The organism is Stenotrophomonas geniculata (genome assembly GCF_034508895.1).
Classification (GTDB): Bacteria; Pseudomonadota; Gammaproteobacteria; order Xanthomonadales; family Xanthomonadaceae; genus Stenotrophomonas; species Stenotrophomonas geniculata.
This window is the reverse complement of the sequence record NZ_CP140571.1, coordinates 2982264-2997803: the sequence shown is the minus strand read 5'-3', so window position 1 is coordinate 2997803 and position 15540 is coordinate 2982264. Positions and strand designations below refer to the sequence as shown.

Sequence of the window (15540 nt, the reverse complement as noted above, 5' to 3'; positions counted from 1 at the left end):
TAGAGCCGAGCCCATGCCCGGCTGCTCTTCGTGTGGGAGCCGAGCGTGGGCTCGGCTCTACAGGGGGCGGCCTGCGTCCTCGACCACCAGCACCGTGCCCTGCACGCTGCGCACCCGCACCCACGTACCCGCAGGCAGCTCCGGACCGCTCACCTGCCAGGACGCATCGTCAATGCTGACCCGTCCCTGGCCACCGACGATGCCCTGCTGCAGTACCACCTCCCGGCCGACGAGCTGCTCGGCGCGGCGGTTGAGCAACGGCGCATCGCTGGGCCGTGCCCGCGGCCGCCCCCAGCGCCGGTAGCACTGGATCGAGACCACACTCAGCAGGACGAAAGCGATCACCTGCCACAACAGCGGAATGTCACTGAACACCGCAACCAGTACGAACACCGCCGCCGCGCCAATGCCGATCCACAGCATGAACGCACCCGGCGCCAGCGCTTCGGCCGCGAACAGCAGCAGCGCCAACGCGCCCCAACCGACGACTTCCCAGCGCATGTCAGCCTCCGAGCGGCGGCGGCCGCTTGCCGGCGGCCTTGTTGTCCTGGCTGGCCAGCGCCTGCTTCGCCAGTTCGGCCACGCCCGCGATCGAACCGATCACACCACTGGCCTCCATCGGCATCAGCACCAGCTTCTGGTTCGGCGAACCGGCCAGTTCCTTGAACGCTTCCACGTACTTCTGCGCAACAAAGTAGTTGATCGCCTGCACGTCACCCTCGGCAATCGCCGCCGACACCACCTTGGTCGCCATCGCTTCGGCCTCGGCCAGGCGCTCGCGTGCCTCGGCATCACGGAACGCAGCTTCGCGGCGGCCTTCGGCCTCCAGCACGGTGGCCTGCTTTTCGCCATCGGCGCGCAGGATCTCCGACTGGCGTGAACCCTCTGCCTCAAGGATCTGCGCGCGCTTTTCGCGCTCGGCCTTCATCTGCCGCGCCATCGCGTCCAGCAGATCCCGCGGCGGCTGGATGTCGCGGATCTCGATGCGGTTGACCTTCACGCCCCAGGGATTGGTGGCATGGTCGACCACGCTCAGCAGCTGGGCATTGATCACCTCGCGCTGGCTGAGCGATTCGTCCAGGTCCATCGAACCGATCACGGTACGGATGTTGGTCTGCACCAGGGCGATCATCGCCACTTCCAGGTTGGCCACCTCATAGGCGGCCTTGGCAGCATCCAGTACCTGGAAGAACACCACGCCGTCCACGCGCACGGCGGCGTTGTCCTTGGTGATCACTTCCTGGCTGGGCACATCCAGCACCTGCTCCATCATGTTCACCTTGCGCCCCACCCCGTACACGATCGGGATCAGGAAATGCAGGCCGGGGGTCATGGTGTGCGTGTAGCGCCCGAAGCGCTCGACGGTCCACTCGTAGCCCTGGGGCACCATCCGTACGGCCTTGAACAGGATCACCACGGCCACGAAGGCCAGTACCACGGTAAAGAACATGGTCGGGAACATCTTGCTTTCCTTATCGATGACGTCCAGGCCCCAGCATAGCGCGTGAAGGCCGCATTCACAGCGGAGCTACCAGGGCACGCGCCCGCGCAGGATGTCGGCGAACATCACCCAGTCGCCCATGAACGAGTACAGCGGGTGCTGGAAGGTGGCCGGGCGGTTCTTCTCGAAAAAGAAATGGCCGACCCAGGCGAAGCTGTAACCGCAGAACAGTGCGGCCAGCACAAGGATGGGTTGGCCGCGCAGGATCGCCGCCGCAACCAGCAGCAGCACCCCGCAGCTACCGACGAAGTGCAGCCGGCGCGACACCGGATGGCGGTGCTCGCTGAGGTAGAACGGATAGAACTCGCGGAAGCTGGCGAAGCGGGACATGCGCATGCTCCGGGGCCATGGTCAGGCCCATCATGCGCCTTTCGGGGGGCGCTGCGCTGCCTTGCAGCACCGAACCATGCTCGGCTTGCGCGTGCCAGCGCGGTCGGAAAGAAGAGCAGCCGAGCGTGGGCTCGGCTCTACAGAACCGCCTTGCCCGGACTTACACCGATGAGGTGCGCGGCCCGAACATGATCACCGCCATGCCGGCCAGGCACAGCGCGGCGCCGAACAGGTCCCAGCGGCTGGGACGGATGCCATCGACCAGCCACAGCCAGAACAGCGCGGTGCCGATGTAGACGCCACCGTAGGCGGCATAGACCCGACCACTGGCGGTCGGATGCAGGGTCAACAGCCAGGCGAACAGGGCCAGGCTGGTGGCCGCCGGCAGCAGCAGCCAGATGCTGCCGCCCTTCCGCAGCCACAGCCACGGCAGGTAGCAGCCGACGATCTCGGCCAGCGCGGTCAGCAGAAACAGGCCGAGTGTCTTCACGCCTTCTCCGCCGCCTTGGCGTGCTGCCAGAGGGCTTCCTGCGCCTCCAGGTCCATCGCAGCCAGCGCCTCACCCTGCGCATCGGCCTGCGCTTCCATCGCACGGAAGCGACGTTCGAACTTGTGGTTGGCCCCGCGCAGCGCCGCACCCAGATCGATATCGGCGTGGCGCGCCAGGTTGGCGCAGACGAACAGCAGGTCGCCCAGTTCTTCCTGCAGGCGCGCCTTGTTGCCGGCGATATCGCCGCGCTCGAACTCCTCGCGCAGCTCCTGCAGTTCCTCGGCCGCCTTGTCCAGCACCGGCAACGGGCCCGGCCAGTCGAAGCCGACCTTGGCCGCGCGCGACTGCAGCTTCACTGCCCGCTGCCATTCCGGCAGGCCGCGCGAGATGCCGGCCAGCGCGGAGGTGTCCTGCTCGCCCTTGGCGGCGCGCTCGGCCCGTTTGATCGCCTCCCAGTTACGCATTACCCCGTCGGCATCATCGACACTGACCTCGGCGAACACGTGCGGGTGGCGGCGCTGCATCTTGTCGCTGATCGCGCGGGCCACGTCTGCGAAGGCGAAGCTGCCCTGCTCTTCGGCCATGCGCGCATGGAACACCACCTGCAGCAACAGGTCGCCCAGCTCGTCGCACAGGTCGTCGAGGTCGCCGCGGTCGATCGCATCGGCCACCTCGTAGGCTTCCTCGATGGTGTACGGCGCGATGGTCGCGAAGTTCTGCTCCAGGTCCCACGGGCAGCCGCCCTGCGGATCGCGCAGACGCGCCATGATCGCCAGCAGGCGCTCCAGTTCGTTGCTTGCGGCGCTGCCGGTGGTGGGGGTGTCGTGCGCGCTCATGCGGCCTCCAGGGTCAATCGGACAACCAGTCACGCCATGGCAGGCTGGTATCACCAAGGGCAATGAAATCGCCGTTCAACAGGGTCTCGCGGCGGTTGTAGCGGAACGGCTTGCCGGTCGCGGCCGACAGTACCGCACCCCCGGCGGCGTGCAGCACGCACTGGCCGGCAGCGGTATCCCATTCGGAGGTCGGACCCAGCCGCGGATAGACATCCAGGCCACCTTCGGCGATCCGGCAGAATTTCAGCGACGAGCCCTGCGCGATGGTCTCGATGCGGCCCATCCTCGCCAGCAGCGCCTCGGTCTCCGGTGAGCGGTGCGAACGGCTGGCGGCAACCCGCAACGGTGCGGTGGCCGGTGTACGGGTGCGCAGCACGGTGTCGTGCAGGCCCTGCCGGCGATAGGCCAACTCGCCGCGCATGGCATGCCAGACGATGCCGGTGACCGGGGCCAGCACCACGCCGAAAGCCGGTGCGCCCTGGTAGATCAACGCGATGTTGACGCTGAACTCGCCGTTGCGCTTGACGAACTCGCGGGTGCCGTCGAGCGGGTCGACCAGCCAGTAGGCCCCCCAGTGGCGGCGCTGCTCCCAGCCCACCTGCGCCGATTCCTCGGACAGGATCGGCAGGTCCGGGGTCAGCTGCTGCAGGCCCTGTTCAATGACCTGGTTGGCCGCCAGGTCGGCACTGGTGACCGGGCTGTTGTCGTCCTTGATCTGCACCTCGAAGCCATCGGCATAGACCTGCATGATGGCCTGTCCGGCTTCCTGGGCGATGGCGATGGCGGTCTCGCGCAGGTCCGTGGTCAGTTTGATCATCGCAATCCCTGCAGCCACTGGCGGGCGATGAACAGCGCCGCCAGCGAGCGTCCCTCGGAGAAGTCCTCACGCAGCATCAGCTGGTCCAGCTCGGCCAGCTTCCACGGGACAACTTCCAGTTCTTCCGGCTCGTCGCCGGCCAGCTTTTCCGGGTACAGGTCGCGCGCCACCACCAGCCACGACTGGTGGCTCATATAGGTCGGGGCAAGGGTCATTGCGCGCAGCACGTCGACCCGGCGCGCACCGTAACCGGCCTCTTCCTTCAGTTCGCGGTCCGCAGCCTGCTCGGGAGTCTCGCCGGCATCGATCCGGCCCTTGACCAGGCCCAGTTCGTAGCGGTGCATGCCTGCGGCGTATTCACGTACCAGCAGCACGGTCTCGTCGTCGAGCATCGGCACCACCACCACCGCACCATGGCCACGGCTGACCAGGCGCTCGAAGCGGCGGCGTTCGCCGTTGGAGAACTCCAGGTCCAGGTGCTGGCGCTGGAAGGGACCGTTCTCCTCATCGGTGATCCGATGGATGATCGGCAAGCGACGGCCGGCACGGTCATCGTTCATGCGGAATCTCCGCGGCGGCCGGCGCCTGCGCCGGGGCCGATAGAATGTGCAGGCAGCAACATGTTCATGAGCCCGAAATGCTAGCAGACCCAACCCCCTCCCCGCTGGCCCACCATTGGCGGCAGCGCGACCTGCAGGTGCTGTGGCACCCCTGCACGCAGATGCGCGAGCATCCGGACACCCTGCCGCTGGTGCCGATCGCCCGTGGCGAAGGTGCCTGGCTGATCGACCACGATGGCAACCGCTATCTGGATGCGGTCAGCAGCTGGTGGACCAACCTGTTCGGCCATGCCGAACCGCGCATCGGTGGCGCCATCGCCGCCCAGGCGACGCAGCTGGAACAGGTGATGCTGGCCGGCTTCGGCCATGAGCCGGCCATTACCCTGGCCGAACGCCTGCTGGCGCTGGCGCCACGCCAGCCCGGCCGCGAGCCGTTGGCCAAGGTGTTCTACGCCGACAACGGCTCGGCCGGCGTGGAAGTGGCCCTGAAGATGGCCTTCCAGTATTTCCAGAACCGTGGGGAATCGCGGCGTACGCGTTTCATCGCACTGGAGAACGGCTACCACGGCGAGACCCTGGGCGCGCTGGCGCTGGGTGACATCCCGCTGTATCGCCGCGTCTATGCGCCGCTGCTGGCCGAAGCGCTGTTCGCGCCGTCGCCCGATGCCTACCTGGCCGAACCCGGCCAGAGCGCGGCCGACCGCGCGCGGCAGGCTGCCGACGGCCTGGCCACCCTGTTCGACCAGCATCCGGGCGAGATCTGCGCGGTGATCCTGGAACCGCGCCTGCAGTGTGCCGGCGGCATGCGCATGCACGATCCGGTGTACCTGCAGCGCGTGCGCGAACTGTGTGATGCGCATGGCGCGTTCATGATCGCCGACGAGATCGCCACCGGCTTCGGCCGCACCGGCACCCTGTTCGCCTGCGAACAGGCCGGGGTGATGCCGGACCTGATGTGCCTGTCCAAGGGCCTGACCGGCGGCTTCCTGCCGCTGGCCGCGGTGCTGGCCACGCAGGCGCTGTACGACGCCTTCCTTGACGACTCGCGCGAGCGCGCGTTCCTGCACTCGCACAGCTACACCGGCAACCCGCTGGCCTGCGCGGCCGCGCTGGCGACGCTGGACATCTTCCGCGACGACGATGTGATCGCCCGCAACCGCAGCATCGCTTCCGTGATGGGTACGCTGGCGGCACCGTTCAACGACCATCCGCACGTGGCCGACGTGCGCCAGGCCGGCATGGTGGTGGCCTTCGAGCTGTCGCGCGACGGTAACAAGCGCACGCCGTTCGACCCGGCCATGCGGCTGGGCCTGCACGCCTACAAGGCCGCCTTGAAGCGCGGCGTGGTGCTGCGCCCGCTGGGCGACGTGCTGTACTGGATGCCACCCTACTGCGTGGACGACGAACAACTGGAGCTGCTGGCACATACCACACTGGCAGCGATTGACGAGGCGATTGCATGCGCGTGACCCGCTGCCCCATCGACCTGGCGCTGCACAGCGGCCAGACCGTGACCCTGCCGGAAGAGACGGCCAACCACCTGGTGCGGGTGATGCGCCTGCGCGAAGGCGATACCTGCGTCCTGTTCAACGGCGATGGCCACGACTACAGCGCGACGCTGACGGTGGCCGGCAAACGCGAGGTGCAGGTACGCATCGACGCCGTGCAGGCCATCAAGAATGAATCGCCACTGGCGATCACCCTGCTGCAGGGCATCGCGCGCGGCGAGAAGATGGACCTGATCCTGCAGAAGGCCACCGAACTGGGCGTGGCGGCGATCATTCCGGTCAACGCCGAGCGCACTGAGGTGAAGCTTGATGCAGCTCGAGCGGAGAAGCGCGTGGCGCACTGGAACAACGTGGTGACCTCGGCCTGCGGCCAGTCCGGGCGCGCGCGCATTCCGCAGGTGGGCTCGCCACTGTCGCTGGCGCAGGCCGCGGCGGCACTACCAGTGGATACGCTGCGGTTGACGCTGGACCCGCAGGGCGCACATCGCCTGTCGACGCTGGCGGCCGCTCCGGCAGGCGGCATCGTGATCGCGATCGGCCCGGAAGGTGGCTGGTCGCCGCGCGACCGGGATCAGCTGGCGGCTGCAGGCTTCCAGGGCCTGCAGCTGGGCCCGCGCATCCTGCGCACGGAAACCGCGGGGCTGGCCGCGATCGCGGCACTGCAGGCGCGGTTGGGCGATCTGGGATAAGGCTGATTCGTTGTGGTGCCGACCGCTGGCCGGCATCCACGGGATCATGAGGTTGCCGGCCAGCGGCCGGCACTACCGCGACCAGCGCGTTCAGGGCAGCAGCCGAGCTCAGGCTCGGCTCTACAGTGCCCGCGCCAGATTGCAGTTTCCTTGTAGAGCCGAGCCATGCTCGGCTCGGTGCCGGTCGGCAGCCGGCACTACCGTTTGGTAGATCAGGCCGCCAGTGAATCCAGGGCGGCTTCCAGTGCGTCCAGGTTCGGCAACAGCGCGCTCTGCTCACCCAGCAGCACGCGCATGTGCACGATCTGCGGCAGGGTTTCTTCGGAGGCGTCGGCCAGCAGGCCGTCGCGCGGCACCGAGATCAGCTGCGGGAAATTCTGCGTCAGCAGCGCATAGTAGGGGCGCTGCGCGTTGCCGCTCAGGGCCTTCAGCACCACCACTTTGTTGTGGCCGGCCACCGCCTCTTCGCCCAGCCCCGAAAGGCGTGCGAACGACACCAGCGGCACCTGCCAGCCGTGCCAGCCGATTTCGCCAACCAGCCAGCGCGGCGCATCGGAGACCGGCTGCACCGGCACGCGCGACATCATTTCGGCCACGGTGGCATTGGGCAGCAGTACGCGCTCGTTGCCGGCCTGGATCAGGACGCCGCGGATTTCGTCATTGCTGGCGTAGCTCATGGTGCCTCTCCGATATCGTCTTCCGAGCCCCAGCGCGAGGCGATGGCCTGCGCCAGTTCCTGTGGCTCACCCGCCACCATGCCAGCGGCGACCACCGCCGTGGCTGCGGCAGGGTCATAGCAGCCCTCGCCGACCTGCCCGGCCACCCAGGCGCCGGCGGCGGCCAGATCCAGCGCCGGACCAACATGCGCAAGATCGGCACCGCTGAGCAGGACCAGCGCAGTGTGGTCAGCCGGCAGCGCGGCAATCGAAATACCCTGCGCGTCGCTGACGAAATGCAGGCCGTCACTGGCTGCCTGCACGCCAATGTCATCGGCCAGCACGTGCACTTCACCGGGTGTTGCACGCTGGCCGGCTTCGGCCAGCTGCACCGGCAACGGCGACACGCGTGCCATCTGCTTGACCAAGTTGCCGTAGCGTCCGCCATCCAGGCGCATGTGCACCAGGACCGGCACGCTCAGCGAAGACGGCAGCGCGCCGAGCAGGCGACGCAACGCGTCCGGGCCACCGATGCCGGCCAGCACCAGCAGCGATCCGGCGCGTGCGCCCACGGGCGCTGCGGCATCCAGGTCGACCAGGCTCAGATGACCGGTATCGAAGGAAGGCAGCGATGCCTCCACTGCAGCGTGGTGCGGAGCGGCGGCCGGGGCATCGGCCCCGTCTTCGACCAGGGACCAGGCGGTGTGGTCGAAGGAGACCGGCGGCAGGGGCGCTGCTGCGGGCGCGGTCTCTGCCAGCGACGGCAGTGCGGGCGGCTCCAGCGGCTCGGGCACGACCGGCTGCAACGCCGCCAGCGCCTGTTCCAGCGCGATCGGTTCGTGCAGCTGCGCGGGCGGCGAGTACAGGCTGTCAGCAGGGACCTCGTCGGCCCAGCTCAATGCCTGGTCCAGGTGCGGCTGCAACGCTTCTTCCTGCGGCGCCGGCGGTGGTGCCGGGTGGCCCGGCTCCAGCTGCAGGCCGGGTTCTTCTTCGGCCCCCGGCGGCAACACCTGCTGGTGGCCATGCAGCTTGGCGGCCAGATGACGGCCCCAGCGCTGAGCCTCCCAGCCATCACGACGTGCGGCCAGCTCGGCCTCGTCGAAGACCAGGGTCAGGCCCGGTGCGGACAGCACCGCTTCCAGGCGCTCCAATGCATCCTCGATGGCGGCCTCCAGCGCGATCACCACGAACTGCGGGCGCGCCTCCTGCAGGACCCGCACCTCCAGCGTATTGGGATCATCTTCCAGCACCAGCTGTACATCGGCGTGCGACAACGCCTCGCGCAGGCGCTCACGCGCCGCGCCGGGGCGGGCCAGCAGGGCAACGGCCGGAGCCGTTTGGGTTTCACTCACGGACACGGGCGATCCCCAGCAGGTCGTACACGTTACGCATCAGGTCCAGTTCCTGGTACGGCTTGCCCAGATAGCGCTGGACACCAATCTCGAAGGCGCGCTGGCGGTGCTTGTCGCCGCTGCGCGAGGTGATCATCACGATCGGCACATCCTTGTAGCGCGGGTCGGCGCGCATCGCGGTGGCCAGCTCGTAGCCATCCATGCGCGGCATCTCGATATCCAGCAGCATCAGGTCCGGCACGCGCTCTTCCAGGCGTTCCAGCGCCTCCACGCCGTCGCGGGCAACGCTGACCTCGAAATTGTGGCGTTCGAGGATGCGGCCGGTGACCTTGCGCATGGTCAGGGAGTCGTCCACCACCATCACCAGCGGCACCTGGCGCTCCTGGCGCGGCGCATTGGCCAGTACCGGCAGTGTCGGATTGGCGAGGAAGCGGCGCACCAGCGGCGCCACGTCCAGGATCACCACCACACGGCCATCGCCGGTGATGGTCGCGCCGTAGATGCCCGGCACCGATGCGATCTGCAGGCCGACCGGCTTGACCACGATTTCGCGGTTGCCCAGCACCTGGTCGATTGCCACGGCGGCACGCAGGTCGCCGGCGCGGACCAGCAGCAGCGGCACCTGGTCCTGGCCGTCGGCACGCGCCGGAGCCTGCCCGACCAGGCTGCCGAGGTCGTACAGCGGATAGTCCTCGCCGCTGTAGCGATAGCTGCTGTCGGCCGCTTCGAAACGCTCACGCGACAGGCGGCCGATGCCACTGACCGAGGCGACCGGCACCGCAAAGGTGGTTTCGCCGATCTGCACGAACACCGCCTGGGTGACGGCCAGCGTCTGCGGCAGGCGCAGGGTGAAGCGCACGCCCTGGCCCCGCACCGACTGGATGTCGACCGAACCGCCGAGCTGGCGCACTTCGTTGCGCACCACGTCCATGCCCACGCCGCGGCCGGCCAGCTGGCTGACCTGATCGGCGGTGGTGAAGCCGGACGCGAAGATCAGGTTGTCCAGCTCCTGCTCGTTCGGCTGCGCATCGGCGGCCAGCAGGCCGCGGTCGATGGCGCGGCGGCGGATCGCTTCGCGGTCCAGGCCGGCGCCGTCATCGGCCACTTCCAGCACGATTTCCGAACCTTCGCGGTGCAGGCGGATGGCGATCTCGCCCTCCTCCGGCTTGCCGGCGGCGCGGCGCTGCTCCGGCGCCTCCAGGCCATGGGCCACGGAGTTGCGCAGCATGTGTTCCAGCGGCGCGACCATGCGGTCGAGGACGTTGCGGTCCAGTTCGCCGTGGGTACCTTCCAGGGTCAGATGGACCTGCTTGCCGGTATCCATGCCGGACTGGCGGACCACGCGGCGCAGGCGCGGCACCAGGCCGTCGAACGGCACCATGCGCGCGCGCATCAGGCCATCCTGCAGCTCGGAGCTGACGCGGGATTGCTGCTGCAGCAGCGAATCGTACTGCCGCGACAGATCGTCAAGCACGCCCTGCAGGCCCCCCAGGTCGGCCGCCGACTCGTTCAGCGCACGGCTGAGCTGCTGCAGGGTGGAGAAGCGGTCCAGTTCCAGCGGATCGAATTTCTGGTCGGCCTGGTCCTGTTCGCGCTGGTAGCGGGCGACGATCTGCGCCTCGGTTTCCAGGTCGAGTCGGCGCAGCTGGTCGCGCAGTCGCGCATTGGTGCGCTCCAGTTCGCCCATGGCACCACGGAAGGCACCGAGCTGCTGTTCAAGCCGCGAGCGGTAGATCGCCACTTCACCGGCATGGTTGACCAGGCGGTCGAGCAGGTCGGCGCGCACGCGCACCTGCTCCTGCTGCGGACGCGCCAGCGGATCTTCATCGATCACGCCTTCTGCCGGCAGCGGTGCCGACAACGGCGCATCGAGCAGTGCCGGAGCCGGGCTGGCGACCGGTGCCGAGTCGGTTTCTGCGACGCTCGCGACGTTGGCCGCCGCTGCCGCAGCGATATCGGTGGTGGTACGCACTTCGAACGCGTCGACCAGGTCCTGCGCCGGTTCCACCACGCGATGATCACCGGTGCGGGTAAGCAGCTGGTGCAGGCGATCGAAGCCACGCTCCAGCAGCTGCACATCACGGCGCTCGATCTCGGTGCGACCGGCGGCGACGGCTTCCAGCAGCGATTCGATGCTGTGGCCGAGATCGCCGATGGCGTTGATGCCGGCCATGCGCGCGCCCCCCTTGAGGGTGTGCAGATCACGCTGCAGGCCGGCCAGCACCTCGCGATCCTGCGGTGCATCGCGCAGTTCGCTGATCAGGCCATCACAGTGGTCGAGCAGGTCCTTGCCTTCATCGACAAAGATATCGACCAGCTCGCGGTCGTACACGCTGAAGTCAAGTGCGTCGGCGCCGTCTTCGGCATCGGCCGCATCAGGCGCCTGCTCGAGGTGCGGCGCACGGGGCGTGACGTCGGCCTCTGCAATCTCGGCATCGGCGTCGGCATCGGCATCGGCATCGGCATCGGCGTCGGCATCGGCATCGGCATCGGCGTCGGCATCGGCATCGGCTTCGACCATGCCCTGGCCCGGCGCCTCTTCCATCTCGAAGAAGCGCACCGCAGCAGCGCTGCCCTGCGGGGACTCCGCGGTGATCTCCTCAATCACCGTCGCCGGGGACGGCTGATCGGCGCTCTCTCCTTCACCGACCGCCGCCTCCCCGCCGACGTCCGCATCCTCGGCAAAGGCATCTGCCTCGCCCGGCGCGAGTTCGCTGGCCTGGAGGCCGATCACGGGCCATTGCCCGTCGTCGTCCAGGGTCTGCTCTTCCTCGATCACGTGCAGGCCGGCCTCGAGCGCGGCTGCCAGTGTGACCGGTTCTGCAAAACCCGGCACAGCCATTTCATCCTGCAGGCTCGACAGCTCGCTGTCGAGTGGCAGTGCAGCAGCGTCGTCAATGACGCGGTCATCGCCACGGCCCGAATCAAATGACAGCGACGTATTCAGGTCGATCGCGTCAACATCCGCAGACACCGGCAGCTCTTCCGCGTCACGGTCATCCACCGGCAGCGCACTGGCGTCGAGGTACGGCGACAGATCGTCGGCCATGGTCAGATCAGCGTCTTCGACCGTCGCGATCGTGGGCACGGCATCTACGTCGGCCACTTCGACAACAGGCGCACTCTCGACCGGCTGGATCGATTCAATCGTGCCGATGTCCGCCACGGCAGGTTCATCTTCGCCTGGCACCGACGCCCAGCCGGCGTCGAAGTAACGCGAAAGATCGTCGCTGGCGGTCAGCTCGCCCACGTCCAGGCCGCTGTCGGCCGCGACATCCAGCGCCTGCGGCTCGGCTGCAGCTGGAACCGGTTCCAGCGCATCTTCGGCAAGCAGTTGCGGCTCGGCAATGAGATCGGGCTCCGCATCGAAAGCGGACGGCATGCCGGTTTCGTCCAGCGCGTCCAGCCCAGCCAGCGGCGCTTCGGCTTCGGATGCCGGCTCGACATCAGCCGCCAGCTCGACGCCCTCCTCATCCTCGTCTTCCAGCGCGAACAGCGGCCAGCGTGCTTCCGGCAGCTCGCCGGCCAACGCCTGCAGCCGCTGCACCAACGCGCCCTGCGGAACAATGCGCGGCTGTTCGGCCTGCAGCGCCTCCATGGTCGCGGTGATCGCCTGCGCAGTCGCATCCAGTGCGGCAACGCCTTCGTCGCCAGGCACCACGTCGGCGGCCAGCGCGCGCTTGATGTAGGACTCGGCACCGCCGGTAACCGCCGTGATTTCCGGCACTTCGGTCATCGCGAAGGCGCCGTTCATGGTGTGCACTGCGCGCAGCAGCGCGTCGCTGACCGGCTGCGGTGCCTGCTGCGCCGAGCGCAGCCAATCCTGCAGGGTGGCCTGGTGGACTTCCACTTCGGCTTCGAGGATCTCGCGCAGCACGCTGTCGATGTTGGCTGGCGTGCCCACGGCCTCGGGCACCGGCTCGGCTTCGTCCTGCACCGACGCGATGGCTTCGGCCGCCAGGATGCGGCTGATCTCGTCCTCGCCTTCGGCCTCGGCCACCGGTGCGGCCGCTACCGGCAGCGGCACGTAATAGGTTTCCTCACCGGCGCCGACACGATCGGCGATGGCTTGCATCGCCTGCAGGTCCACGCTGATGCGCTGGCCATGGCGCAGCGCGGCGTTCAGCTGCGGCAGCGCGGCATGTGCGTTATCGACCATCGCCAGCACGGCCGGAGTGGCCGGGCGGCTGCCATCAAGCACGCGGTTGAGCATGCCTTCGATCTTCCAGGCGAACTCGCCCAGGGTGCGCGCCCCCACCAGGCGGCCACTGCCCTTGAGGGTGTGGAAGATGCGCCGGATCGGCCGCAGCCGGTCCATGTTGTCCAGCTGCACACGCCATGCCGGCAGCAGCGTGCCAAGGTTGGCGAGCTCGTCGTCGAACTCTTCCAGGAACACCTCGCGGATGTCCTCGTCGATGTTCTCGGCATCGTCGTCGAAGCCGGCCTCGAAGCCGCCCTCGGTCCCAGCCACGACCGGGATGTCCGCAGCGGGCGGAGCCGCCATGGCCTGCGGATTGAAGTCGGCCGCCGCAGCGCTCAGCTCGGCAAAGAACTGCGCGTCGGCTTCGCTGAAATCGATGGGTGCGATGGTGTCGATATCAATCACCGACACCGCCGGTGCTGGTGCATCGGAGGCCGGCGCCAGCATCTCGGCCATCGGCGCGGGCACGTCCTCCGACACACCCGCCGGAACGGCGTCCACTCCGGCAACCACAGGGCTTTCGTCTACCCGCAGGGGCGTGGCGGCATCGACGATCTCCAGCGACGGATGCAATCCGGCGTCGTCGTCCAGCGACAGCGTCTCCATCGCGTGCAGCGACAGCACGTCGTCGGCATTGTCCAGCGCATCGGCGTCGAAGCGGAATACCACGTCCTCGCCGACGGCAACCGCATCGTGCTCTGCAGCGACCGGGTCGAACACCGGCGCGGCAAAGTCAGCGGTGTCGAAGGGCACCGAGGCGTCGACGTCGCCCTCGACGGCCATCACGGCCGCATCGGCCACTGCCGGCGGCGTTGCCTCCGACAGTGTCCACTGCGGCGCCGATCCCACTCCGGTTTCGACCCGTTCGAAACTGACCGGCTCGAAGCTGGCGAAGGTCGGACTGCGCTCATCTTCGGCACTCGCGGCCGGATCGGAGTCGGAATGGAACGGTGCGAGATCCCATTGCAGCACGTCGGGTGCAGGCGCGCTGGAGGCGGCGAAGACCAAGGGCGCATCTGCGTCGTCCTGCAGCGACAGCGGTGCAGATGCAACGGTCCCCAGCGCACCGAACATCAGGCTGTTGTCCACCACCTCCGGTGCAGGCGTGGCCGGTGGCGGATCAAAGGTAAAGTCCGGCAGCGGCACCGGCACAGTGCCGGCGGCGGGCGCGGCCGGCTGCACCGGAATCTCGATGCGCTCCGGCTGCAACGGCTCGGCCTGCAGCGCGACCGGCTCGCGTTCGATCAGCAGCGATGCGAACGGAATCGGCGCGGCGGCAACAGGTTCCACCGCGTTGCGGTCCGGCAATGGCCAGTAGCGCAGCGCTTCAAGGCTGCTGCGGGTGATGTCGAGAATGTCCTCGCGGCCCGGGCGGCGGTCGCGCAGTGCTTCGAGGTAGTACTCCAGGCTGGCCATGGCATCGGCCAGGGTGTCCAGCTGACGACCACTGGGCACGCGCTGGCGACCGATCAGCTCCGCTTCGATGTACTGCTGCACACCGCGCAGGTAATCGGCAGCCGTGCCCAGATCCAGCATGCGAAGCGCGCCGGAGACATCGCCCAGCAGGCGCGGCACGTCCTGCAGCTCGGCATGGTTCCAGCTGGTTTCAATGAACGCGACGAAGTGCTCGCGGGCGGCGGCGAAGTTGGCGATGGCCTCATGCGCCAGCACCTCAACCGTGCGCCGGTTCTCCACCGCGCTCGGATCGTCCTCGCCACTGCCGCCGGCGCCCAGATGAGCAACCTGGTCATCCAGCGAGGCATCCACGTACAGCAGTGCCCCGGCGATATCCAGCAACAGGTTCTCGTCGATCTGCTGGCGCCCTTCGACCACGCCACGCAGTGCATCACGCTGCTGCACGACCACGCCGCGGGCCACGCCCAGGCCCATCATGCCCAGCGTATCGGCCACCGCACCGAGCTCGTCGGCCTGGGTCTGCAGCTGCTCCGGCGCACCGCCGGTACGCAGGTGCAGGTCCAGTGCATCCTTGATGCGCAGCAGTTCTTCCTTCACTGCACTGCCCACGGTATCGAGCAGCTCGCGGTTGCGCCCGCTCAGACTGCCGCGGGCATGGTCCAGCTCGGCCTCGGTGGCGGTGACGCTGTCCGGTGCGAATGCCAGCAGTACGCTGTCATGCACGCCTTCTTCGCCACGTGCGGCGCGGATCTCGTTGAGCAGCGGCATCAGCACGATCGGGATATCGCGATGCCCGTTCTGCAGGCGCTCCAGGTAGTCGGGCAGCAGCACGCTGCCACGCATCAGGGTCGCGCAGGCTTCATCCCGATCGGCCACACCCCCAGCGCCGATGGCATTGGCCAGCTGTTCAAGCTCCTCGGCCACCATCGCCGGGGCATACAGTTCGACCATGCGCAGGGTGCCCTGCACCTGGTGCAGGTAGCCGGCGCAGATGCGCATGCGGCTGGTATCGGCCGGGTCTTCCGCGTAGTACTCGACCTCGTTGCGCACCTGGCGCAGGGTCTCGTCCAGCTCAGGCTTGACCCAACCCAGCGCTGCGTGGCTCATCGCATCGCGCAGACTGCTCATGGACGCGCTCCGTTCGCCGCCGCGCGGAAGCCGCGCGAGTTCTGGCGTGGGGAATG

Annotated in this window: 12 protein-coding genes; 2 read left to right on the top strand and 10 right to left on the bottom strand. The window is 68.1% G+C overall.

All coding sequences use genetic code 11. From position 1 onward, the window contains the following. Positions 1–57: 57 nt before the first annotated feature. The 7 genes from RI032_RS13735 to nudE form a co-directional block, all read right to left on the bottom strand. Positions 58–501, bottom strand: coding sequence for an NfeD family protein (locus RI032_RS13735; protein WP_010482721.1), 444 nt, complete (start codon positions 499–501; stop codon positions 58–60). A gap of 1 nt (position 502) precedes the next feature. Continuing rightward, positions 503–1462 (bottom strand): SPFH domain-containing protein, encoded by a 960-nt coding sequence (locus RI032_RS13730; protein ID WP_322547157.1) that lies wholly within the window; start codon positions 1460–1462, stop codon positions 503–505. A 66-nt stretch (positions 1463–1528) separates the two neighbouring features. Beyond that, the gene (locus tag RI032_RS13725) at positions 1529–1831 is read right to left on the bottom strand and encodes an Mpo1-like protein (RefSeq protein WP_010482717.1); all 303 of its coding nucleotides are present in this window, start codon (positions 1829–1831) and stop codon (positions 1529–1531) included. 160 nt (positions 1832–1991) lie between these two features. Further along, on the bottom strand, positions 1992–2321 hold the full coding sequence (locus RI032_RS13720; RefSeq protein WP_197657218.1) for a YnfA family protein: 330 nt from the start codon (positions 2319–2321) through the stop codon (positions 1992–1994). Further along, positions 2318–3157 (bottom strand): nucleoside triphosphate pyrophosphohydrolase, encoded by an 840-nt coding sequence (mazG, locus tag RI032_RS13715; RefSeq protein WP_322547156.1) that lies wholly within the window; start codon positions 3155–3157, stop codon positions 2318–2320. The genes RI032_RS13720 and mazG overlap by 4 nt, the downstream gene beginning before the upstream one ends. A gap of 13 nt (positions 3158–3170) precedes the next feature. Beyond that, positions 3171–3974, bottom strand: a complete 804-nt coding sequence (gene cysQ / locus RI032_RS13710) for a 3'(2'),5'-bisphosphate nucleotidase CysQ (protein ID WP_010482714.1) — start codon at positions 3972–3974, stop codon at positions 3171–3173. Beyond that, positions 3971–4534, bottom strand: coding sequence for an ADP compounds hydrolase NudE (gene nudE, locus RI032_RS13705; protein ID WP_010482713.1), 564 nt, complete (start codon positions 4532–4534; stop codon positions 3971–3973). The genes cysQ and nudE overlap by 4 nt, the downstream gene beginning before the upstream one ends. A gap of 77 nt (positions 4535–4611) precedes the next feature. Between nudE and bioA the strand changes: the two genes are divergently transcribed. Beyond that, a complete protein-coding gene (gene bioA / locus RI032_RS13700) occupies positions 4612–6003 on the top strand; it encodes an adenosylmethionine--8-amino-7-oxononanoate transaminase (protein WP_049481818.1) in 1392 nt (463 codons plus the stop codon). Beyond that, positions 5994–6731, top strand: coding sequence for a 16S rRNA (uracil(1498)-N(3))-methyltransferase (locus RI032_RS13695; RefSeq protein WP_043399181.1), 738 nt, complete (start codon positions 5994–5996; stop codon positions 6729–6731). The genes bioA and RI032_RS13695 overlap by 10 nt, the downstream gene beginning before the upstream one ends. A 212-nt stretch (positions 6732–6943) precedes the next feature. Here the strand turns inward: RI032_RS13695 and RI032_RS13690 are convergent, their stop codons facing one another. From RI032_RS13690 to RI032_RS13680, 3 genes are read right to left on the bottom strand one after another with little or no spacing between them, the layout of a single operon-like run. Next, on the bottom strand, positions 6944–7408 hold the full coding sequence (locus tag RI032_RS13690; RefSeq protein ID WP_010482710.1) for a chemotaxis protein CheW: 465 nt from the start codon (positions 7406–7408) through the stop codon (positions 6944–6946). Next, positions 7405–8745, bottom strand: a complete 1341-nt coding sequence (locus RI032_RS13685) for a chemotaxis protein CheB (protein ID WP_322547155.1) — start codon at positions 8743–8745, stop codon at positions 7405–7407. Before RI032_RS13685 ends, RI032_RS13690 begins: the two co-directional genes overlap by 4 nt. Beyond that, on the bottom strand, positions 8732–15484 hold the full coding sequence (locus RI032_RS13680; protein WP_322547154.1) for an Hpt domain-containing protein: 6753 nt from the start codon (positions 15482–15484) through the stop codon (positions 8732–8734). Before RI032_RS13680 ends, RI032_RS13685 begins: the two co-directional genes overlap by 14 nt. Positions 15485–15540 lie beyond the last annotated feature (56 nt).